Here is a 23,566-nt window from a genome sequence, read left to right on the forward strand (position 1 = left end):
GAGGGAGATTTTCAGGAGGGGAGCCGAGTAAATCGGGCCGCAAAGATAACAACAATTGTTAGGCTAAACAAGGAATTATCAGCGCAACTCGGTTGAAGCTATGACAATTACTACTTCAGCAGCGCCCGGGCAATGACCAGTTTCTGGATTTCGCTGGTGCCTTCGCCTATGGTGCACAGCTTGGCATCGCGGTAGTATTTCTCGGCCGGATAGTCCTTGGTATAGCCGTAGCCGCCGAAAATCTGGACGCCTTCGTTGGCCACGCGCACACTTACCTCCGAGGCATAGAGCTTGGCCATGGCCGATTCCAGGTTCACGTTCAGGCCGCGGTCCTTCATATCGGCGGCGCGGTAGGTGAGCAGGCTAGCCGCTTCGATTTCGGTGGCCATATCGGCCAGCTTAAAGGCAATGCCCTGGAAGCTGCTGATGGGCTGGTTGAACTGGTGGCGCTCCTTGCTGTACTGAGTTGCGGCCTCGAAGGCCCCTTGCGCAATGCCCAGGCTAAGAGCTGCAATGCTGATGCGGCCACCATCGAGCACCTTGAGCGACTGCACGAAGCCGTCGCCAACCTTGCCAATCACATTCTCCTTGGGCACTTTACAATCAGTGAAAATCAACTCCGTGGTTTCGGAAGCGCGCATGCCCAATTTATCCTCCTTGCGGCCGGCTTCGAAACCCGGCGTGCCGCGCTCGATGATAAACGCCGTCATGCCGTGCGAGTCGCCCACCTCGCCGGTGCGGGTAATCACCACGGCTACGTTGCCGGATTTGCCGTGGGTAATGAAGTTTTTGGCACCGTTGATAATGTAATAGTCGCCGCTCTCGTCGAGCACGGCGGTGGTGCGCATGTTGCCGGCGTCGGAACCGGTGTTGGGCTCGGTAAGGCCCCAGGCGCCAATCCACTCGCCGGAAGCCAGCTTGGGCAGGTATTTCTGCTTTTGCTCCTCGGAGGCGTGCTGCAGGATGTGGCCGGTGCACAGCGAATTGTGCGCCGCCATGCTCAAGCCAATGCTTCCGTCAATCTTCGCCAACTCGGCAATGGCCGTAACGTATTCCATGTAACCGAAGCCGGAACCGCCGTACTGCTGCGGCACCAGCACGCCCATCAGGCCCAGCTCGCCTAGTTTATGAAATACCTCAATAGGAAACTCTTGGCTTTCATCCCACTTCATCATGTTGGGTTTGATGTGCTGGGCGCCAAAATCGCGCACCATTTGCGCAATCATGGTTTGGTTCTCGGTGGCTACGGCTTCCATGGAAGGGGAACTAGAGGTGGGATTTAAAAGAATGTTAGGTCAACTCCTCCCACAACCAGTAAGTAGTGGGTTTGGGTACGCGAAAGTACGATTTAAGTGGCTCAGAAATCTAACCTGGCTCCTTGCTGTAACGGCCTGTTGTTGAATGGGCACGGCAAAAGCGTTACTTTTGAGGCTTTTTGGAGATAACCTGACTTTTGCGGTCGTTTTTTTTTCATTTTCTCCGTTTGATTTCGTATTAATTGGCCTTCATGCCTTCATTTCTCCTTCGTCGCCTTGGGCGACTGTGGCTGCTGACGCTTCCTGCACTGCTGCTTTTCTCGTCGTGCGCGACGACCAAATACTACAACCAACGCACCCTGTTCCGGCTCACCGACCGCCAAGGCCGCCAGCTCGACAGCACGAAGTTGCGTATTGCCGTGAACCGGTCGGAGCGCAATTATGTCATTCAACCCAATGACTTTCTGGAAGTGCGGGTGAATACGAACAGAGGCGAACGAATCCTGGACCCCAACGGGGAATTGCAGTTTGGCCAGCCAAGCGGCGGCCTGCCCAGCCGGGGCGGGGCGATTGCGCCCACTTCAGGCCGCGGTACAAGTACCCCCACGCGTAACACAGGCCAAGGCTCTGGTGGGTCAGAATTTTTGGTGCAAGCCGATGGTACGGTGGTGCTGCCTATGGTGAACCGGATTCGTGTCAGTGGCCTGACACTACTGGAGGCGGACAGCACGTTGGCTATACGCTACAATGAGTTTTACAAAGAGGCATTTGTTACTACTCGCGTCACAAATAACCGTGTAATTGTGCTAGGCGCTACCGGTGGCCAGGTAATTGCTCTCAACAATGATAACATGAACCTGTTGGAAGTCCTGGCCCTAGCAGGAGGCGTAGACGGCGGCGGCGGCGGCGGCGGAACACTATATCGCAACGGAGGTAAGGCTAATAATATTCGTATTATTCGAGGCGACTTGAAAAATCCTCGTGTGCAGCAAATTGATTTGTCCACCTTAGATGGAATGCGGCGGGCCAATCTGCAGGTTGAGCCCAATGATGTAATCTATGTGGAGCCTATACGCCGCCCACTTCTAGATGCCTTAGTTGATATAAATCCTATTCTGAGTTTGTCATCATTGCTGCTTACCACCACGTTCTTCCTTATTAGTCAATTTAAGTAACGATACTGTTCAATTAGATTAATTAGACAGTACGCTTAATATCAGCGTATCTTATAACATGTTGCCTTAGCTGCACTATCAATACAATGGCCATAAACGAGAATACAGAACTAGAGGAACTAATCCGCAACGCCACTGGCGGCACGGCATCTCCTCCAGAGGCGCCCTTAGCCAGCGGAAATGACGCAGATGATGATGCTCCTGGGCTGGACATAGCCACGCTAGTGCTGGTAGCGCGGCGCAGTCTGTTATGGATGCTTTTGCTTGTGGGACTAGGAGTAACGGCTTCGTGGCTGTACTTGCGCTACACTAAACCCGTTTATAAATCGGCCTCACTTCTTAAAATAGATGAGCGAAACGAGGGAAGTGCCCTAGGGTTAGCAGGTCAAGCCCCGGCGTCAATTGATAAAGGACGCACCAAGCTTGCTGGCGAAGTTGAGCTAATTAAATCTAATATCATTTATCGCAGGCTTAAGGATTCCTTAGCCCTGGATGTAAATTATTATGTTCAAGGTACCGTGCTGGAATCAGAGCTCTATGGAATAGCTCCATTTCGTGTCAAATACCGCATTACAGACCCCAGTTTATATAATCGCAAGTTCGATTTAAAGTTCGTGGGCCCGCAACGTTTTGCGCTTGAGTTTACGGGGCAAGGACGCCCACTCGGTGGAGAATACAGCTTAGGCCAAGAAATTAAGTTGCCGGGGATAACCCTTGCAGTACTGGGTACAGATGAATTGACGAATGAAGCCCAAGATGCAAGCTACCACTTCACGATTCTTGACGACAGGACAGTTAACGAATACCTGGACAAGAACTTGACCGTTGAAATTGTCAATCCCGAAGCCAGCACCATTCAGATTTCTTTTAATGACTTTAACCCGAGCAAAGCCCAAGACATTGTCAACAAAATCGACTCCGTGTACTTGGTGGAAAAGCTGGCTCAGAAATCAGAAACCACCACTCGAAAGCTCCGCTTTCTAGATCAGATTCTGGAACAGAATGGTCAAAACCTGGAAAGTGCAGAAGACCGGTTGCAGAATTTTGTGCAGCAAACGGGTACTTACGACAGTAAAGGTGAATTCACGGCTATAACAGATAAACTCGAAAAACTGGAGGCTGACCGTCTCAAGCTCACGGACAAGATTAACATGTTGGGCGAAATTGCTCAAATGGCTAACCAGGGTAGCTTAACTCGTGATGAGACGCAAACTGTGGAGCAAAGTATACCCGCTCTCGCGGGCATTGAAGACCCTCAGCTAAGCCAGCAACTTAACGAGCTGAATGATTTGCAATGGCAATTGCGCCGCGCTTCGCGTTCTTACACGGATAAAACGGAAGCCATTCAGAGTAAACAGGCCAATATTGAGTATACGCGAACTTCAATTAAGCGCTTGCTCCAGCAAAACCAAAAATTGCTGCGTAATGAGCTTAGCCGGCTCGACCAACAGCGCGGAAAATTTACGGCATTACTACAAAGTTTACCCGCCAAAAGCACTCAATTAGAACGCCTTAAGCGCCCACTTGACTTATATGTCACTTCGTACCTACAGTTGATGGATCGCAAGGTCCAGTTCAACATCGAGAAAGCTGGTGCTACTGCCGACTTCCAGATTTTGTCTCCTGCCTCGCCTCCGGCCGCCCCAATTTCTCCTAATCGACTAATTGCCTATGCAGTAGGGTTAGCCGGAGGCTTATTCATGGGGCTGGGGCTGATTGCGGTTCGCTACTTTATGCACAACACCATATCGAACGTGCGGGAATTGGAGCGGAATACCAAAGCATCGGTACTAGGTATTATCCCTACCTACGACAAGGAGAAGATGGAAGTATCGCGGCTGGTAGTTGACAAGAATCCCAAATCAGCTATTTCTGAGTCCATCCGCTCAATTCGGACGAACCTGGATTTTATCAGCTCTGCTAAAAAGAAGCGTTTGATTTCAGTAACGTCCACCATCTCGGGCGAAGGCAAAACTTTTGTGACAGTGAACCTGGGTGGCATCATTGCCTTATCAGGGCAGCGGGTCATCATCTTGGACTTGGACATGCGGAAGCCCAAGGTCAACCTTGCCTTTGGTGCCGAAAACGTGAAAGGCGTGAGCACTATCCTGATTGAGCGGCACAGCATTCAGGAGTGCATCCAGCCTACTTCTATTGAATCAATGCAGTTTATCTCGGCTGGCCCGACACCGCCTAACCCGTCGGAGCTGATTCTTAGCGATAAGTTCGACCAGATGATTCAGGAGTTATTTCAATCTTATGACGTCATTCTGATTGATACTCCGCCAGTGGGCCTAGTGACTGACGGCATCCTCATTATGCGCAAGGCGGATATTCCGCTTTACATTGTGCGGGCCGATTATTCCCGCAAGACGTTCATTAAGAACATGAACCGACTCATGCGCAGCAACAATTTCACACGCATGTGTACCATTCTCAACGATGCCAACTCGCGTGGTTCCGGCTATGGCTACGGCTATGGCTACGGCTATGGCTACGGCTATGGGGCTTACGGGCAAGGGTATTACGAAGAGCCAGAAACCAAGGCGCTTACCTTCGGCGAGAAACTTAAGAAGTTCTTTAATTAGCGCGGTTTCTGAATGGCTACATTCCTGCAGCGGCTTTTTGGAAATAAGCCGGCGGAAGAGGCAGCGGTGCCCACGTTGGCGGAGTTGGGAGCCGATATGCACTCGCATCTGCTTCCCGGCCTTGATGATGGAGCCGAAACTCTCGAGCACGCTCTTGACCTGATACGAGCGCTGAGTGGCTTAGGCTTTCGCAAGCTCATAATGACGCCCCACATCATGGGCGACTTTTATAAGAACACGCCTGAGGGCATCCGGGTGGCGCTGCAATTGCTACGCGATGCCGCTGCTCATGCAGGCTTGGGAGAAATGGCCCTTGAATGCGCGGCAGAATATTACCTCGACGAATTTTTAGGGCATAAACTGGCCGATGGCACGGAAATGCTCACCTTCGGCGGAGATAAGAAATATCTGCTGTTCGAAACTTCGTACATGAATGAGCCGCTCAACTTGTTCGACATCATATTTGAGCTAAAAGCCCAAGGCTATACACCCGTCCTCGCTCACCCCGAGCGCTACACCTATCTCTACGGCCGGTTTGCCGAGATTGAAAAGCTACGCCGCGACCATGGCGTGCTACTTCAGCTCAACCTCAATTCCCTGGCGGGCTACTACTCCCCCGCAGCCCAAAAAGTAGCCGAACAACTGATTGACGGCGGTCTGGTTGATTTTGTGGGTACTGATACCCACCACCTGCGCCATACCGAAACGCTGTTGCGGCGGGCGCTTCCCCAGCCGTATATGCAAAAGCTGCTTCAACTGCCGTTATTAAACAAAACGCTTTGATGGCTGGTCATTGGTTTCTAGCTGCCAGATTTGCACATTGGCTTAGCTTAGACAAGAAAAGGCCACTCCGAAACCATCAACCTCGTTCATGATTTTTGTTACCGGCGGCACGGGCCTCATTGGCTCTTTTCTGTTGCATGCCTTGCGGGAGCGGGGGCTGGCCGTGCGGGCCCTGCACCGGGGTACAACACCCACCAATGCGGCGCCAGGAGTGGAATGGGTCGCGGGCGAACTGCTAGACACTGATTTGCTGCGGTCGGCGATTACTCCTGAGGTTACGCATGTTTTTCATTGTGCTGGCCTCGTGTCCTACGCCCCTCAAGACGAGGATTTACTGCTCAAAGTAAACGTGCAGGGCACCGCTGCGGTAGTGGATGCCTGCCTGGAACATCCCGGCGTGCGGCTGGCTCATGTGTCGTCGGTAGCGGCATTGGGTGGCCCGGCAGCAGGGAGCCCGGCGGACCCAAACCATGCCGCGGTTGTAACGGAAACGAGCAGTTGGGACTTGGGAGCAGCGCATCCGGCTTATGCTACCTCTAAGTATTTGGGCGAGTTGGAGGTGTGGCGGGGCGTGGCCGAAGGCTTATCGGCGGTCATCGTCAACCCCTCGGTGGTGTTGGGGCCGGGCGACTGGCACCGCAGCAGCACCCGGCTGCTACGCTACGCACACCAACAGCATCGTTTTTATACCCGGGGGCTGGTCAACTTTGTGGATGTGCGCGACGTGGTGCAGCAACTGCTGGCATTGGCTCTCGACCAGCCTGAGCTTCGAGGCGAGCGATATATTTTAAGTGCCGAGGCCTTGCCGCTGGCTGATTTTTTTCGGCAAGCAGCCACCGCTATGCATCGCCGACCACCCACGGTAGCGGTGCCTAGTTGGGCTGCCGAAATCATTTGGCGGCTCGAGCATGCGCGTGCTGTTCTTACTGGAGCCCGGCCACTTATCACCAAGGACACGGCGCGTGCCGGCCGGCACCCGGTGATGTACTCACATGCCAAAGTACAAAGCACCACCGGCCTCTCCTTCCGCCCGTTAGCCGAAACGCTGGCGTGGTGCGCAAGTGAGTTAGCGGTGAACTTGACACACTCCCCTGCGGTTATCGTATCTTAGCAACAGCCGAATTGCACGGTTTTGGCTAACATTTGTTATCATTGGAGAGAACTTATAAAGTGGAGTGGAGTAGCGTTTGCGGGTAGCTTGGTAACAAAAGCCGGTCCCTGCATTCAACAAGCCACAAAACCGGATTAATCCACTTACATTAACTGCGATTTTATGCGCATGAACGAACATTTTGAAAACCACCGGGCCGTGTTGGATATCGTGCGTCGCTTCGAGCGCATGGTGGACAGTCAGGAACCCGTATTTTTTGATCTAGAGGACTTTGAAAACATCATTGACCACTACGTTACTAATGCTGAGTTTGAAAAAGCCCTGCAGGCCTGCGAGGCGGCCCTGGGCCAGTATCCTTTCTCAACCGAGCTGCTGATTGACCGCGCTCAGGTAACGGCCATGCGCGGCGACTACCAGGAAGCCGAACGCCAGATTGATGAAGTGGCGGCGTTGGACCCAACCAATGCCGATGTAGCCGTCACGCGTGGCATTATCAGCACCCAGCGGGGCGAGTTTGCGCTGGCCATTGAGTTTTTCCGGGCGGGCCTCGAGCAGGAACCCGAACGCGAAGACATCCACTTTAACCTCGGCCTGGCCTTCCAAAGCTGGCAGAAGTTTAAGAGTGCGGCCAAGCACTACAAGCAGAGCCTGCGCCTGAATCCCGACAACGAAACCGGGGTGCAGGAGTTGTTGCACTGCCTCGACGTGACGGGCCGCCTCGAGGAGCACGAGGATTTCTTCAAGGGATTCACCGACGACGACCCGTACTCGGCCACGGCTTGGTACAACCTGGGGCAGTATTGGTACCGCCGCGAAGATTTTGCCAAAGCAGCGGAGGCGTTTGATTACGCCGTGGTCATCAGCCCCGATTTTCACGATGCCCACCACTGGCTGGCCGATACGTTTGTGTGCCAGCAGGAATACCAGAAGGCCATTCCGGAATTTGAGCAAGCATACCCGCTTGGGGAGCCCACCGATGAAGCCCTCTGCAACATCGGCGAATGCTACGAGAAGCTGCGCGAGTGGGAACCCGCCCGCCGCTATTACCGCCAGGCCCTGGAGATTAATCCGGAGATGGACGAGGCTTGGTTTGGACAAGGCGTGCTATTGCAGGAGCAGGGGCGTTGGTTTGAAGCCATTCACTATTTCCGCAAAGCCACCGAGCTGTACGCCGAAAGCGGCGAATATTGGTCAGCCCTGGGAGCGGCCGAAAACCAGGTTGGCAACGTAGTAAGCGCCCTCGAGTCGTACGAAAAGGCCACGGAGGTCGCTCCGGATGACGTGCAAGGCTGGATAAGCTGGAGCGCTATCCTTTACGAGCAAGGCCACTTTACCGAAGCCGTGGAGCTGGTGCACCACGCCGTGAACCTGCACCCGCACGAGGCGCATTTCCACTACATGCTGTGCGCTTATCTATTGGCCGATGGCCGCATGCGCGAAGCTTATAACACCCTGGAAACGGCCCTTACGCTCAATTTCGAGCAGCACACGCTGCTGTTCGATTATTTCCCGGCACTGCGTGAGCAGCCGGGTCTTAAGAAATTAATTGAGCAGTTTCGGAAATAAGATTTCGCCCTTGAGCAAGTTACTTTTGCAACCGCCCGTCATCCGACGGGCGGTTTTTGTTTGCCGGTACCACCACCCATTGCTGCCGGCGGTTTCCTCTTCACCCCCTTATCCCAATTGTTGATGAATTACGACCTTTCCCAACTCCCCGAGCGCCCACCCAAACCCCGCGAACAAGGCTATACTATGGTTATGGACAAGGGCATGAGCTTGCGCGAAGTGGAAGATTTTCTTGAAGTAGGCGGTGAATACACCGATGTGGTAAAGCTGGGCTGGGCCACGTCGTATGTGGTGCCCAACCTCAAGCGCAAGCTTGAAATCTACCGGGCGGCCGGCGTGCCAGTCTATTTCGGCGGCACGCTGTTCGAGGCATTCATCATCCGCAATCAATACGACGATTACCGCCGCCTGCTGGACACCTACGGCATGGAATACGCCGAGGTATCCGACGGCAGCATCGACCTCGACCACGACCGCAAATGCGAGTACATCCGCGACCTGAGCAAGTCGGTGCGGGTGCTGAGCGAGGTCGGCTCTAAGGATGCCGAAAAAATCATTCCGCCCTACAAGTGGATTTCCCAGATGGAAACTGAGCTGGCCGCCGGCGCCATCAAGGTGATTGGCGAAGCCCGCGAGGGCGGCAACGTGGGCTTGTTCCGCAGTACCGGCGAAGTGCGCTCGGGCCTGGTGGAGGAAATCCTGACCAAGATTAACTCGGAGAAGATTCTATGGGAAGCGCCCCAGAAGGCCCAGCAGGTGTGGTTCATCAAGCTACTGGGCGCCAATGTAAACCTGGGCAATATTGCGCCCAATGAGGTCGTGAGCCTCGAAACCATTCGACTAGGCCTGCGTGGCGACACCTTCTCGCACTTTCTGGACATGGACGCCGTTGACCCCATGTTCCGGCCAGCCGCCAAAACGGGCAAGCCTGGCACCTCCATGCCGCGCGGCTAAAACGCCGGCTCAATGCCTCTCCTCCGCAGTTAATCACTAGGGAGAATACACCACAAAAAAGCCGGCCTCCTCACGGAGACCGGCTTTTTATTGCTGCAAGCAGTGGACCTACTGCTTTACTATTTTCAGGTTCTTCACCTCGCCCGCGGGCAGAGATATATTGACGATGTATATACCAGCTTTCAGTTCGGTCAAGCCATTCACCGGCAGGTCGGTCAGGCCGGAATTCAGCTCAACGCTCTCCTGACGGATGATACGGCCGGTCATGTCGGTGATGCGCAGGTGGCCTTTGCCACCTGCAATCGACGTCAGGGCTACATGCAGTTTGTCAAAGCTGTTGAAAGGGTTCGGATAAGCCACCAATGTGGTTTCGGCCACTTTGCCATCGAAGCTTACAGACACCGGAGCGAAAAATGTCTCTTTGCCGTCGAGGTCAACCTGCCGCAGGCGGTAGTAACGCGTGCCGGCCTTGTACCTCTCAGTATCCAAGTAGCTGTAAGAATTCAGCTTCATGGTGTTGGGGTTAGCACTCGGCACCGAAGCCAGCATGCGGAACACCTTGCCGTCGGTCGAAACCTGTACGTCGTAGCCCTTGCTGTTCTCTTCACTAGCCGTTTGCCACGTCACCAGGACATCAGCGCCCATACGCTTGGCATCGAATGCCGTCAGGCGAACGGGCAGTGGGTTTGCTCTATCGCCCAATGTAAGCGTAAAGCGAGTTAGGCTAGATAAGCCGGGACGGGCAACGGTATTATTAAGGGTATTTAGCGTACCGTATACTGGTGCGTAAGGAGGACCATTGGACCTTGACCGGAACATTAACAAGTTGTCCTCCGGAATGCCATTTAGCTCGCTATCCGAATCCAAGTAGTGAAATACTACCGATAGAGTTGCACCAGAAAAGCTGGGGTTTTCGCTATCCAACGCATTGTCTACCAAATACTGACGTTTAATGGGCACAGCAACCTTCCCGTTGGTTGAAGTTGGGCTCTGTAGTGGGTCGTCAACAATCCGGAAAACAATCAGATTCTGAGGAGAGGTGTAATTGGCAGTTATATCAAGGCCAATATTACCAAATGGCTCCATTACCCCAGTATTAACAGCATGATCAGCGCGGAGGACACCTCTTACATAAGAAGCATTCGTTTCTGCAAAACCGGGCTCCTGATTAATTTTTCCAGAAGACCCTAAATTAATTAGCGTTAGCAGGGTTGTATCAAAAATGGGCCCCACTGAACCATTGGTCTGGTCTTCGTAAGCCGACTGAACTATCACCCCATTTGCTGGGCTAGCCGGCTGAAAAGAAAGCGTGTTGCTTGCAGATAATTCGCCGGTTACGGATTTAATACCTGAGCCCGCAATAATAACATCGGAAACCCCCAAACGACCAGTAATAATCTGGTCTGCACCTGCAAGCACAAGAGTAGAGTTCAGTAGATAATTTCTAACGCCCGGCGCAAGAGTAACAGTGCCCCTGAGGCCGCCTGCGTTTTGGCGCAAATTTCCATAGACCCTGAGGGTGGCCTGCTCTATAGTGATTTCACCGCGTGACGAATTGCTTTGGCCCACTAAGGTGAGGTTCCTCACAGCAAAGTTGTAGGTTGGGTTGTCTAGAATTGGATAAACCCTGAATACCCCCGTTGAACGGTCCGGAATAACAGCATCCGAGGTAGCCGTTGGTACGCCGTTGCTCCAGTTTCCAGGATTGGTCCAGTCAGTACTGCCGCTGCCCACACCAGCTGCCGTTGCGGGCTGGCCTGTAGCGGGGGCAGTGCTAATCCAGGTTGAACTTCCGCCAATAGGAGTTGAAAGAGGGGTTTTGACCTTAAATGTAGCTTTGTACCCTACAGGAGGAATACTATTACTCGAAGCCGGGTCAGAGAATGCACCTGTTGTGCCAGCATCATCGTATTCGCCCCTGAAATAAACTTCAACCGTATAAGTACCCCCACCTAATACTGACGGTTGATTAAGTAGGTCGATAGAAGTAGTAGCCGTATGGGTTATAATCGAACCATTAGTACCCGCTTCGTTCAAAAATGTGCGTGAAAAAGCCGGGGCAATCCCCGCTCCTTGCAAATAGACCCGGTAGTAGATGGCAGAGGAGGTTATTCTCGTACCCCCGTCGTTGGCTGTGGTGGAAGTAGCCGTAATAACCAGACTTCCCTGTCCAGGACCAGCAGCTTGGTTAAACTCCGCTCCGTTGCCTAAATCTGCGCCGCTTATCCTAGGATTTGCCGTAAATCCACGATAAGTTGTAGATGTAGGAGCGCCGCCTGTTGGTGAAGCACTAGCAGTAAAGTTTGTTGCTGTATAGCGCTGGGCCATAGCTATTTGGGGTGTACCCAAACCGATAATCACGGCTAGCAACGGAATAAGGCATTTAAGGAAATGGTGCTGTCTATGCAGCTTTTGGGTAGAGATTAAAGTTTGCATGTAGCTGTGGTAATTAGATGGAACTGATAGGTAAACGCTTTCTTAAAAGAGAACATATCAAATATAATGCTGAGTTTAAACATTTTGTAAAAACTTAATATAAATCAATAATTTTATTTAAATAATACCAATTATTGATTTATATTCTGTTAAGACCATAAATCAGCAGGGTTAATCTTACTATAGTTGGCCAAATGATGAGCCTGGAAACCATCCGGCGCGGGCGGCGCGGCGACACCTTCTCGCACTTGCTCGATATGGACGTCGTGGCCCAATGTGCCGCCCTTCCGCCAAAAGAGACCAGTCTCGGCACGTCCATGCCTCGCAGCTAAGCAGCCCGTGCGACCGCTGCCATCTGGCTGTGACTCCTTGAGGAGCATACGCCACAAAAAAACCGGCCTCCTTGTGGAGACCGGCTTTTATATTGCCAAAGCAGCCAGTTTACTGCTTCACTACTTTCAGATTCTTTACCTCACCCGTGGGCAAGGTAACGTGAACCAGGTAAATGCCGCTTTTCAACTCACCTAAGTTGGATAAGTGCACGTCATTCACACCATTGGCTAGCTCAATTTGACGTTCAGCCACAAGACGGCCAGTCATATCGTTGATGCGAACCGAACCTTTGCCTTCCGAGACAGAAGCAATGTTGAGTTGAACGTCGCTCGTGAACGGGTTAGGATAAGCAAGAGCATTAGCACCATCCGTGGCTTTCCCATCGAAGGATACCCCACGAGGAGCGAAATAATTTAGCTTGCCATCCACATCCATTTGCTCCAAACGGTAGTACCGCACGCCATACTTATTCTTCTCAGTATCTGTAAAGCTATAGTTGGTAGCCTTCGTGCTATTTGGAGAAGCACTCGTTATCGTTCCAATTGTATGGAAGCCTTTGCCATCTGTCGACACCTGCACATTGTAGCCTTTGTTGTTCAGTTCTGTAGCCGTCTGCCACGTCACCAAGGCATCGGCACCCACCCGCTTAGCATCAAATGCAACCAGCGTTACCGGCAAAGGCAGAGCACCTATCTGCTCGCTGAGCGTAAACGTATTGAACTGAGTGACGTTGTTTTTAACCAAGATGTTACCACTATTAGAGTCACGACCCAATTGCAGGAACGTGTTGCCACCCGTGGTAGATATGAACAGCGAGAGCTTATTCTGGTCAACGCTGCCAGTAAAAGTACCATCGGGGTTTCTTAGGTTAACCAATTCATTGCTCAGGTACCGAAACTCTAGTCGGGCAACCAAGCCAGTGGAAACACCGGGCTGAACCCCGAATACACGCCGGATACCATTTTTGGGAGGAGAACTGCCAAAAGCGGTAGAAGGATAGTTATCCGAGTTATTACGCGTTACAAATACGTTGCCAGGTTGGGTTACGCCCGAAAACGTGAGCGTCAGTCCTATATTACTGAAGGATTGGGGAACGCCTATAGTAGCAGCTTGAGTAGTTTTGAGATAGCCGAAATAGAAGGTGTTTTCGGTTTCTCCCAACAGTTGGGCAGCCGGGGTCACGACCCGGGTAGATGGGTCAGTGAGTGAACCTTCAAAGGAGATAAAGTTGGTGCTTACATCGGTGCTGGTGTTTTTCAAAATGCCGTGAATGAACTTCAAATAGCCACCAGCTTTAATTTCAAAGTTATTGATAAGCGACTTAATGCTATTCACTCCACCATCAATCTCCACATTAGAGAACCCGTTGATGGAACCACTAATATTTTGATTGCCGTCAGCCTTGAAGCTGATGATTGGTGAGCTTCGCTGGATAAAGCTGCCGTAGGGGTTAGTAAAATCTCCAAATACATCAAGCCGGCCCACTACTAGACGCAAAATGCTACGGTCTAACTGCGAATTTCCCTGCAGTGTTAAGTTACGCACCATGGCATTGCCTGACCCAATATTATTATAACCAGGATCTGCAGGAATAGTGATAGGATTGCCAGCCGCATCTGTTCCTGCCCTTTCAGCCGTGAAAGGTTTAATAGCGTCGCTATAAATGTTGGGGTAAGGAATACCCGTCCCACTCGTAAAGTTCGGGATGATGGCATTTGTAATAGCTGTGGGAACACCATTAGTCCAGTTTGCTGGATCAAACCAGTTATCGTTCTTTCCTCCGGTCCATATCGTCGTTACAATAGGCGTACCGTTTACAGTGAAGCTGGCAGTATAGGGGCTTATGCTACTTCCATTTTGGGCAACAAAATTGGTATTATTGCTATTATCAGCGCCGCTAGCCTCCAAATAAACATCCACATTGTAGCCACCAACAATTGTAACAGCTGACAGCAAATTCTGCGCGGCAGAAGAAAGCGAAAAGTTACGCGTTCTTGAACCGTCCGCGTTATTGATAGTACTTGTTTGCGTTAATGTTAGAGGAATGAAACCACCACCACCGGTACCGCTTCTACGAACACGGTAATAAAGTGTAACATTACTTACCTCGTTAGTACCATTTTCTCTTGTCACCGCAGTACCACCGTTCAATACCAGTTTTCCGGTCACGATGTCGAACGTGCCAAGGTTTCCACCACTAAAAGGATTGGCGTTGGGTGGATTATTTGCATCGTAAGACACATTAGGTCCACCGTTCGGCGAAATGAAGACGGTGGTATTAGTCAGCGTAGGCTGAAACGTTGGTACGCCGGTAGCAAAGAAAACCGAAGTCTGTCTGTTGCCAAGCAAGCCAATTGGATTCCCGCCATTCTCGCCAGTTGCCGAGACAGCAACGTCAAAACGGTAGCTTGTTCCTGGTGCCCCTGTAGTCGTGGCTAACGCAAGGATGTTGCGGGCGGCATTACTGAGCGTAAAGGTCCGCGTCATCGTAGCAGCATCATAGCTAACTACTGTCAGAGGCAGTTTTTGACCTAATGCAAAAGACGCAGGTGATGTAGAAAAAGTGCCCGGCGTGACTACATAAGCAATTTCAGCTTGGTCAAACCTATCCCCATTTTTCTCGGCTATTTGAATAGCACCCCCTTGCAATAGCAAACGACCAGCATTGACGTCGAGTATGCCAAAATTGGTGCCGTTGAAGACACCCGGGCCAGGAGTGGAAGTATTAGCGTCGTACGTATTAATGGTAGCACTAGCAGCCGTTGTGCCCGAAGTGATAATAACGTTACGCAGAGTAGCAGTAGATACTGTAGGAGCTGCAGAAGTCGGAGTAAATACTGATTCGCGTCTGCTACCGTTTATACTAATTTGGTCACGACCATTTGCACCAATAGCCCGAACAGCAATGTCAAAGCGGTGGCTCGTTCCAGTGCCATTGGCCACAGCCAATGCCAGAATATTTCGGCCTGCACCGTTCAGCGAAAACGTCCGCGTTTTAGTAGCCGCATCGTAACTCATCTGGGTTAGCTGCAGAGACTGGGCAAATGCCGGGTCGGGAGCATTAGGAAAGGTACCTTGGGCAACGCCATAATCGATGAATGCGCTGGTGAAAACATCTCCTCCAACTTCAACAATTTGAATGGAGCCACCTTGCAGCAATAAGCTACCACTATTTACATCAAGTGTTCCAAAATCTGTGCCATCAAAGATGCCATTATTAGGAGCAGGGCTTGTGGCATTCGAGGTACGAATAGCATCATAAGTATTTGTAGTTGCAGCACTTGCGCTAGCCCCAGAAGTCACTATGACATTCCGCAATGTGGCGGTTGAGCTTGACTGGGCACTAACCGACGTAGTGCCCAAACCAACAAATAAGGCTAATAGCGGGATAAGACAATTGAAGAAGCTTCGCTGTCGAAACAGCTTCTGAGTAAAGGTTAACATTTGCATGGAATGAGGGATTGGATGTAAAGGGGAGGGAAAAGCATTACCTGTATTTCCTAATGAGGCGCATATACGCACGAGTCTAAAAAAGGTATAGGGTATTGGAATAAATGAAAATTAATGTTAAAATGCTACAAATAATATTATCTTCGAGTCTTGCAGTTTTTTCCCGTCAGACCATGACAAACGCCAAATGAGCACCCAATAAAACCCGACTAATGAATGACACTGTAGGGCACGGTGGCCAAGGCCTTTTTTTCGGCTGGTAGCTCCACTCCGAGCAGGTCGTGTACACTCACCCGGATTTTGTTGGAGAGCTGGGTAATGGGCAAGTCGTTGCTATCGTACCCAAAGGGGTTTTCGATTTCGTTGCCTATCATCTCGAGGCCTAGCATGGCGTAGGCTCCAATCATGGTAATGGGCACCATCCACCAGCCGCAGGAGTCGACCAGCACCAAGGGCATTATCATGATGAAAATGGTGATGTAGCACTTGATAAAAAAGCTGTAGGAATACGGAATGGGCGTGGCCTTGATGCGCTCGCAGGTTCCGTTGACCGACATCATGCTCAGGTAGTGCTGCTTGATGTTGATGAGGTGGATAGGGTCGAAAATCTGGACCTGACGCAGCTGCTCCACGCTCTCCATGAGGACGGCGATGATGGTAGAAGCCACGTTTTCGGACTTCTGCAGGCGCTCGAGAATGTCGGGCGTGGCTTCCATCTTGTCGAAGCGCACCTTGTTGCGCAGGCTGCCTTCTACCGCGATGGGAAAATTGGAGATGAGGGCGGCGAAATAGCGGCGGCTGGACTTAGCCTCGCGTGGTAGCAACGCATTCATCTCCATTGCCAGGCCGCGGCACTGCGAGACGAGAATGCCCCACACCTTGCGGCCCTCGTAGTAGCGGTCATAGGCGGTGTTGGTGCGGAACACCAGCAACAGGCTGAGCAGAATACCCAGAATGGACAGGTATTCGCGGCCAATCTTGACGTTGAGTGTATGAAAATCGAGGCTGATAACGGCTATGGCGGAACCATACAGGCCCACCAGCGCCACGCGCTTTAGCAGCAAGCGAATAACAGCAGAGGTCTGAAAGTGCCGCAAGGCCTTCCACCAGTCTCCACCCTGATAAACTATCATGCTATAAGTATAGATTTAGTCCTGCAACGGGGAAGTATTGGTTGAGGTTGAGTAGTAAAACCTAATCGGTAGAACGGGAGTAGCACAGCGCTAGGTCAGGTATGGTGCGGAGCCAATCAGAGGCAATGCCAACTTTCACATGGGTTGCCATTAGTGGTAGGTGTGAGCGACTCAACAGCAGCTAGTACGCTACTGATACCAGAGCCAATCTCTATCTAATCCACTGAATATAAGAAACTCACAATAAGCACGTTTTTTAACCTCGACACTACCCGCAACAGGGGCGGCAAAGGTACAGGTACTATTGCCGAGGCCAAGAGGGATTTATAAAAGAAAATTTTTTTTGCTGCTGCGCTATGGAATTGAGCCAAAACGCTTGGGCTGTTCCCCAGAAGGGGCGTCAATCGGGGCGGTAGAAACTACCCTCGTAAGGCCCGGAAGCGGGGACTTCGGCGGGTGCCGGTTTTCTTTGTGGCTCACTTACGCCTGGCATGGAATCCCTCAAGCACTTTTTCGACCTCTTCCTTCACCTCGACAAAACCCTGGTGGACGTGGTGTACAACTACGGCACCTGGACTTACCTCGTGCTCTTCCTTATCGTTTTCACCGAAACGGGCATCATTGTGTTTCCCTTCCTGCCCGGCGATTCGCTGCTGTTTGCGGCCGGGGCACTGGCGGCCCGCCCCGAAACGGGCCTGAGCTTGTGGATACTCATTCCGCTGCTGATTGCGGCGGCCTTCATCGGCGACAACGTGAACTACTTGGTGGGCGACTACCTCGGGCCGCGGGTGTTCCGGGAAGATTTTCGGTTCCTCAAACGCAAGTACCTGGACCAGACCCAGGCGTTCTATGCCAAGCATGGCGGCAAGACCATCATCATGGCCCGCTTCGTGCCCATTGTGCGCACGTTTGCGCCGTTTGTGGCCGGCGTGGGCACCATGACGTACCGCTACTTTGCCTCGTACAGCATTGTGGGGGCTGTGCTGTGGGTGGTGTCGCTGTCGGTGGTGGGCTATTTGTTTGGCAACATCGAGGTGGTGAAGAAGAACTTTGAACTGGTAATTCTCGGCATCATTGCGCTGTCGGTGCTGCCGCCACTGGTTTCGTTTGTGAAAAGCAAAATGGGCAGAACCTCGGCCGCCAGTTCGCGCTAGAAAAGTTGAGCTAAAGCCGAAATTGTAGTTTGCTAACAAAACCGCCCTCAGGCATGATGCTTGGGGGCGGTTTTTTGTGTTATTTTGAAGTTGCTTCTTGTATCTATTTGAAATATCATGCGTCAGTTTGGGCTTATTGGCCGCACGCTTAGTCACTCGTTTTCGCAGACCTTCTTCACCCAGAAGTTTTATTCGCTGGGGCTGGCCGAGCATCAGTACGACCTGTTTGAACTGGCCACGATTGGGGAGTTGCCGGGCCTGCTGGCGGCCCACCCCTACTTAGTGGGCCTGAACGTGACCGTTCCGTACAAAGAAACCGTGGTGCCGTACCTCGACGACCTGGCCCCGTCGGCCAGCCGCGTGGGCGCCGTGAACGTGATTGAGCGCACCGCCACCGGCCGCCTGGTAGGCCACAATACCGATTACATCGGCTTTCGCAACTCGCTGCTCGCCTTTTTTCCGCACCGCGGCGAGGCAGCGCGGGCGCTGGTGCTGGGCGCCGGCGGAGCCGCCAAGGCGGTGGAAGTGGCCCTGCAGGAGCTAGGCATTCCGTATTGGAACGTAACACGCGACCCGCTGGGGCCCGGCCTGACGTACGACGACATCACCCCGCAGCTGCTGGCCGCTCACCCCCTCATTGTGAATGCCACGCCAGTGGGCACGTTTCCGAACGTGGACCAATGCCCCCGCCTGCCCTACGAGGCCCTTACCGAGCGCCACTACCTCTACGACCTGGTGTACAACCCCATGGAAACCCTGTTTATGGCCAAGGGCAAGGAAGCCGGTGCTCAGGTGAAGAACGGTTTTGAGATGCTGTGCATGCAGGCCGAAGCCGCCTGGGACATCTGGAATGCGCAGCCCCCGAAAGGAAGTTGAGCTAACCAGCTCAATTTTAGCAACTAAATTAGAGATAGGTTATAGTTTCATCAGAAAAATCAGCTCAACTTATTGGGGCGGCGCACCTGTTTATATAGCAGTTGCAACCTTTTGGTGCCGACGTGCATCCACAAGAAGACGGCCGCCGCTGGGCCGGATATTGCTTGGTTGATGTTCTTATCTATGCTGCAGAAAATGACCTTCTCTACCACTTTCCCCGCCGGCAGGGGTTCCCGGCTGTCGGCATGAGCACTGCTACCTGGTTTGCTTTTGGCGCCGACGACGTGCTGCCCGACCAAACGCCCGTGGCGCCGCGCCTGACGGCCAGCCGGGCCGCGGCCACCGGCGCGCCCACCGAAGCCGAGCTGATTGACGGCTGCCTGCGCGGCCGCCAGCTGGCCCAAAAGCTGCTGTATGACAAGTACGCCGGCAAAATGATGGCCGTGTGCCTGCGCTACGCCCAAACCACCTTCGAGGCGGAGGACGTGCTGCAGGAAGGTTTTCTGACGGTGTTCCGCACCTTGGCCAGCTTTCGGCGCGAGTGCCCGCTGGAGTTTTGGATTCGCCGTATTATGGTGAACGCGGCCCTGCGCCAGCACCGCCGCAATGCCTCGCTGGTGGCGGTGAGCGACGGCGAGTACCCCGAAACCCTGGCCAGCGAAGAATTTACCCTGAGCAATTATAACTTCCAGGAGCTGTTGGAGATGGTGCAGGAGCTGGCTCCGCGCTACCGCATGGTCTTCAACCTGTATGCGATAGAAGGATACAACCACAAAGAAATCGGAGAATTATTAGGTATCACGGAGGGCACGAGCAAGTCGCAATATTCCCGGGCCCGGGTCATCTTACAAACTAAACTGGAGCGCCTGGGCACTCCAATCCGCCATGTCAGTTAATCCTATCGAGGACAATTCTACGCCCAAACCCACCGGTAGCTTAGAGGACTTATTTCGCCATCACCTGGGCGAGGAGGCCGCCGTGCCCCCGCGCCCCATGCTTTGGGACCAGATTGATAATTCCCTGCTCATTCGTCAAAACGAAACCTACCGCCGCCGCCTTGCCGCCACGCGGTGGGTGGCCGCAGCCAGCCTGCTCCTGGCCACACTGGCTGGTACCGGCTGGTGGGCCCACCGTGCCTCCGATATGGCCGGCACTGAAGTAGCCACGGCCACGCGGGCTAGAGGTGCTTCGGCTACTGGCAACGCAAACGCGTCGACGGGAAAAGGCGGAGTAACGGAATCTGACGCGGCTGCAACAACTGACGCTTTTGCTACCAAAAACGCGGCTGCGACTTCTGCTAACGGTTCCGCAAACGGTTCCTTGAACAACGGTGGCTCAACAGGCAATGCGACTTATGCCGCAGGCAAATATTCGGTTGCCGCCAATTCGGCAGGCCGGGCTACGGGCTTTGGCTCGGCATCGGTTCGCAACGAACTGGAAAATGGGGCGATGGCTTCCGGCAGCGCTGAACAGCCGACCGGCGCTAACGCTACCCGAAATACTACTGCCAGCTCACCTGCTGAAATAGCCGCTGCTAACAGCCCCGCCTCTATTGCGGCTCGCATCACGCCCGCTACCAGTGGCCCAACGTCGGGCCTGAATGGCAATTCCAGCCGGGTTGCGGCAGCTACTGGAGCCACGGCAGCCAGCGTAGCAGCCTCCTCTGCCACCACGACGGCTGGCAGTGCGCTGACCGGTGCCGCAGCCGGGGCGCCGGCTTTGGCGGCACTTACGCAGGCCTCGTCCGTGGCCATTCCGGAGCAGGTGGGCCTGCTTGCTTCGAGCCCGGCCTCGTTGGCCCTGCCCACTTCGGCTACGCTGCCCGACGGCCTGGCCCTGCTTCCCGCCGCAGAGCCTCTGCCCACGGTAGATGTGCAGAAATGGCACTACGGCGCCAGCTACACGGCGGGCGTGTTTAACCCCAACATCGACTTCTCGCGGGCCGGCATTGCACCCGAGTATGGCTACAACCCCGCGCTGGGGGCCGATTCCCCGGCGCTGACCGAATTTGCCGCCGCCCAATACCGCGAAAACCTGCGCCCCGGCTTGAGCCAGCGCCTTGCCTTGCTGGCCACGCGCCACCTCGGCGGGCACTGGTCATTGAGCACGGGAGCTGAGTTTGGCCAGGCCACGGCCAAGTCGGCGTCGAGTGCTGCGTTTGTTGGCGAGCAGATTCTGGACCTTGGCCAGATGAGCACGGGGCGGTTGCGCACCACCAATTTCCGCTACCGCACGGCGGGCATTCCGGTTGAAGTGCGCTACACCAACCCCGTGAAGCGCGGCTGGAGCCTCTACGGCCGGCTGGGCGGCGCCGTCACGGCGCTGCTGGGCGTGCGGAGCGAGGTAGAAGACAATCCGGAAGCCACCCGCACGTATTCGCTCACTTCGGCCGGCACGCCCTACCGCCGGGTGCTGGCCAATGTGCGCGGCGGCGTGGGCGCGCAGTTCCGGCCCACGGCGGGCAAGTGGGCCCTGACGGTGGGCCCCACGGCCGAATTGGGCCTGCTGTCGCTCAATGCCCACCCGGCCCAAAGCTTTATGCGGGAGAGCCGTCCCTACGGCTTCGGCGTAGATGTGGCGGTGGAATTTGGCAAGTAGCCCGCTGGCGGTTCCCGACTGTTTTACTTCCCGCGAAACCCAAAATACCGGTTTGTGGTTAAGGTAGGCTGACCTTTTCGGCCTACCTTTCCCGTTGCATGGAGTACCAACTGACCTCTGAATTTAAGCCGACCGGCGACCAACCCACGGCCATTGCCAAGCTCGTGGAGGGCGTAAACAACGGCGAGCACGCCCAGGTGCTGCTCGGCGCCACCGGCACGGGCAAAACCTTCACCATGGCCAACGTCATTGCCCAAACCGGCAAGCCGGCCTTGGTGCTCTGCCACAACAAAACCCTGGCCGCGCAGCTCTACGGCGAATTCAAGGCGTTTTTCCCGAACAACGCCGTCGAGTACTACATCAGCTACTACGACTACTACCAGCCCGAGGCCTACATCGCCAGCTCCGATGTGTTCATCGAGAAGGACATGGCCATCAACCAGGAAATCGAGAAGCTGCGGCTGCACGCCACTTCTACCCTGCTCAGCGGCCGGCGCGACATCGTCGTCATCGCCTCGGTGTCGTGCATCTACGGCATCGGCAACCCCGAAGAATTCGCCAAAAACGTCATTTTCCTAAAGCCGGGCATGCGCTACACGCGCAATAACCTGCTGTATCAATTCGTGCAGATTCTGTATTCGCGCACCGAGGTCGAATTCACACGGGGTACGTTTCGGGTGAAGGGCGACACGGTGGACGTATTTCCGGCCTACGCCGACCACGCGTTCCGCCTCTACTTCTTCGGCGATGAAATTGAGTCGGTGCACAAGATTGACCCGGTGAGCGGCAAGAAGCTGAGCGACGAGGCCAACGGCGTGGCCCTGTACCCGGCCAACTTGTTTGTGACCGGCAAGGAAACGCTGAACACGGCCATCAAGCAGATTCAGGACGACATGGTGCTGCAGCACGCGTACTTCGAGAAGGAAGGCCGCGACGCCGAAGCCAAGCGCATCATGGAGCGCACCGAGTTTGACCTGGAGATGATTCGGGAATTGGGCTACTGCTCAGGCATCGAAAACTACTCGCGCTACTTTGATGGGCGCACACCGGGCTCGCGGCCCTTCTGCCTGCTCGACTACTTCCCCGACGATTACCTGCTGGTAGTGGACGAAAGCCACGCCACCATGCCCCAAATCCGGGCCATGTGGGGCGGCGACCGTAGCCGCAAAACCGCCCTCATCGAGTACGGTTTCCGCCTGCCCTCGGCCTTGGACAACCGGCCGCTGACCTTCAACGAGTTCGAAAGCATGTACCGGCAGGCCGTGTATGTGTCGGCCACGCCTTCTGATTATGAACTGACCCAAGCGGGGGGCGTGGTGGTGGAGCAGATTATCCGGCCCACCGGCCTGCTCGACCCCGAAATCGACATTCGCCCCAGCGTTAATCAGATTGACGACCTGCTAGATGAGGTGGACGAGCGGGTGAAGCAGGGCGACCGCGTGCTGGTGACTACCCTCACCAAGCGCATGGCCGAAGAGCTGAGCAAGTACATGGACCGCTTGGGCATCAAGGTAGAATACGTGCACTCCGACGTGAAGACGCTGGACCGCGTGGAAATCCTGCGCAAGCTGCGCCTGGGCGAAATCGACGTGCTCATCGGCGTGAACCTGCTGCGTGAAGGCCTCGACTTGCCCGAAGTGAGCCTGGTGGCCATTCTCGACGCCGACAAGGAAGGCTTCCTGCGCGACCAGCGCAGCCTGATTCAGACCATGGGCCGCGCCGCGCGAAACGACAAGGGCAAGGTCATAATGTACGCCGACCGCATCACAGGTTCCATGCAGCGCGCTATTGACGAAACCAACCGCCGCCGCGCCACCCAGGCCGCCTACAACGAGGCGAATGGCATCACGCCGCGCACGGTGCGCAAGAGCCACGCCGAAATATTGGGCCAAACCTCGCTGTCCGATTACCGCGTGCTCGACAACCAGGCCTACGCCGGCCCCGATTCCGACGGCGCGGCCCTGGCGCTGGCTGCCGAGCCCGTGGTGGCCATGATGACCCGCCCCGAGCTGGAAAAACTGATTAAAACCACCGAGAAGCAGATGGAGGCCGCCGCCAAAGAGCTCGACTTCCTGCAAGCCGCCAAACTGCGCGACGAGCTGGCGGCCTTGAAAAGCATGCTTAAGAGCAAGCGGGACTAGCCAGTTGGCATG

At 54.1% G+C, this 23,566-nt stretch carries 15 protein-coding genes; 11 read left to right on the plus strand and 4 right to left on the minus strand.

Annotation, left to right across the window (positions count from 1 at the left end; translation table 11 throughout):
- Nucleotides 1-110 precede the first annotated feature (110 nt).
- Nucleotides 111-1,256 carry an acyl-CoA dehydrogenase family protein gene (locus LJ738_RS02405; RefSeq protein ID WP_227784728.1) on the minus strand — a complete coding sequence of 382 codons (1,146 nt, stop codon included), beginning with the start codon at nucleotides 1,254-1,256 and terminating at the stop codon, nucleotides 111-113.
- Between the two features lie 251 nt (nucleotides 1,257-1,507).
- Here LJ738_RS02405 and LJ738_RS02410 point away from each other — a divergent pair, with 251 nt between their 5' ends.
- The 6 genes from LJ738_RS02410 (at nucleotide 1,508) to LJ738_RS02435 (ending at nucleotide 9,433) form a co-directional block, all read left to right on the plus strand.
- Nucleotides 1,508-2,431, plus strand: a complete 924-nt coding sequence (locus LJ738_RS02410) for a polysaccharide biosynthesis/export family protein (RefSeq protein WP_227784729.1) — start codon at nucleotides 1,508-1,510, stop codon at nucleotides 2,429-2,431.
- Nucleotides 2,432-2,517: 86 nt separating this feature from the next.
- The gene (locus LJ738_RS02415; RefSeq protein ID WP_227784730.1) at nucleotides 2,518-5,019 is read left to right on the plus strand and encodes a polysaccharide biosynthesis tyrosine autokinase; all 2,502 of its coding nucleotides are present in this window, start codon (nucleotides 2,518-2,520) and stop codon (nucleotides 5,017-5,019) included.
- A 12-nt stretch (nucleotides 5,020-5,031) separates the two neighbouring features.
- Nucleotides 5,032-5,802 carry a tyrosine-protein phosphatase gene (locus LJ738_RS02420; protein ID WP_227784731.1) on the plus strand — a complete coding sequence of 257 codons (771 nt, stop codon included), beginning with the start codon at nucleotides 5,032-5,034 and terminating at the stop codon, nucleotides 5,800-5,802.
- Nucleotides 5,803-5,890: 88 nt separating this feature from the next.
- Nucleotides 5,891-6,913 carry an NAD-dependent epimerase/dehydratase family protein gene (locus tag LJ738_RS02425; RefSeq protein ID WP_227784732.1) on the plus strand — a complete coding sequence of 341 codons (1,023 nt, stop codon included), beginning with the start codon at nucleotides 5,891-5,893 and terminating at the stop codon, nucleotides 6,911-6,913.
- Nucleotides 6,914-7,081: 168 nt separating this feature from the next.
- On the plus strand, nucleotides 7,082-8,479 hold the full coding sequence (locus LJ738_RS02430; RefSeq protein ID WP_227784733.1) for a tetratricopeptide repeat protein: 1,398 nt from the start codon (nucleotides 7,082-7,084) through the stop codon (nucleotides 8,477-8,479).
- Nucleotides 8,480-8,602: 123 nt separating this feature from the next.
- Nucleotides 8,603-9,433, plus strand: coding sequence for a phosphosulfolactate synthase (locus tag LJ738_RS02435; RefSeq protein WP_227784734.1), 831 nt, complete (start codon nucleotides 8,603-8,605; stop codon nucleotides 9,431-9,433).
- A 108-nt stretch (nucleotides 9,434-9,541) separates the two neighbouring features.
- On the opposite strand, the gene LJ738_RS02440 is transcribed toward LJ738_RS02435, so the two are convergent.
- The 3 genes from LJ738_RS02440 to LJ738_RS02450 form a co-directional block, all read right to left on the minus strand.
- A complete protein-coding gene (locus tag LJ738_RS02440) occupies nucleotides 9,542-11,869 on the minus strand; it encodes a T9SS type A sorting domain-containing protein (RefSeq protein WP_227784735.1) in 2,328 nt (775 codons plus the stop codon).
- Between the two features lie 441 nt (nucleotides 11,870-12,310).
- The gene (locus LJ738_RS02445; protein ID WP_227784736.1) at nucleotides 12,311-15,646 is read right to left on the minus strand and encodes a T9SS type A sorting domain-containing protein; all 3,336 of its coding nucleotides are present in this window, start codon (nucleotides 15,644-15,646) and stop codon (nucleotides 12,311-12,313) included.
- 215 nt (nucleotides 15,647-15,861) lie between these two features.
- Nucleotides 15,862-16,785 carry a bestrophin family protein gene (locus tag LJ738_RS02450; RefSeq protein WP_227784737.1) on the minus strand — a complete coding sequence of 308 codons (924 nt, stop codon included), beginning with the start codon at nucleotides 16,783-16,785 and terminating at the stop codon, nucleotides 15,862-15,864.
- A 491-nt stretch (nucleotides 16,786-17,276) separates the two neighbouring features.
- Here LJ738_RS02450 and LJ738_RS02455 point away from each other — a divergent pair, with 491 nt between their 5' ends.
- From LJ738_RS02455 to uvrB, 5 genes are all read left to right on the plus strand, one after another.
- Nucleotides 17,277-17,939: a DedA family protein gene (locus LJ738_RS02455; protein ID WP_227784738.1), complete on the plus strand. Its 663-nt coding sequence runs from the start codon at nucleotides 17,277-17,279 to the stop codon at nucleotides 17,937-17,939.
- A gap of 117 nt (nucleotides 17,940-18,056) precedes the next feature.
- Nucleotides 18,057-18,815, plus strand: a complete 759-nt coding sequence (locus tag LJ738_RS02460; protein WP_227784739.1) for a shikimate dehydrogenase family protein — start codon at nucleotides 18,057-18,059, stop codon at nucleotides 18,813-18,815.
- Between the two features lie 245 nt (nucleotides 18,816-19,060).
- Nucleotides 19,061-19,711 (plus strand): RNA polymerase sigma factor, encoded by a 651-nt coding sequence (locus tag LJ738_RS02465; RefSeq protein ID WP_227784740.1) that lies wholly within the window; start codon nucleotides 19,061-19,063, stop codon nucleotides 19,709-19,711.
- Complete coding sequence (locus LJ738_RS02470; RefSeq protein WP_227784741.1) at nucleotides 19,701-21,413, plus strand: PorT family protein; 1,713 nt, start codon at nucleotides 19,701-19,703, stop codon at nucleotides 21,411-21,413. The genes LJ738_RS02465 and LJ738_RS02470 overlap by 11 nt, the downstream gene beginning before the upstream one ends.
- Before the next feature lie 98 nt (nucleotides 21,414-21,511).
- The gene (gene uvrB / locus LJ738_RS02475) at nucleotides 21,512-23,554 is read left to right on the plus strand and encodes an excinuclease ABC subunit UvrB (RefSeq protein ID WP_227784742.1); all 2,043 of its coding nucleotides are present in this window, start codon (nucleotides 21,512-21,514) and stop codon (nucleotides 23,552-23,554) included.
- Nucleotides 23,555-23,566: the final 12 nt, after the last annotated feature.

Source organism: Hymenobacter plasmatis (assembly GCF_020711255.1).
In the GTDB taxonomy this organism is placed as follows: Bacteria; Bacteroidota; Bacteroidia; order Cytophagales; family Hymenobacteraceae; genus Hymenobacter.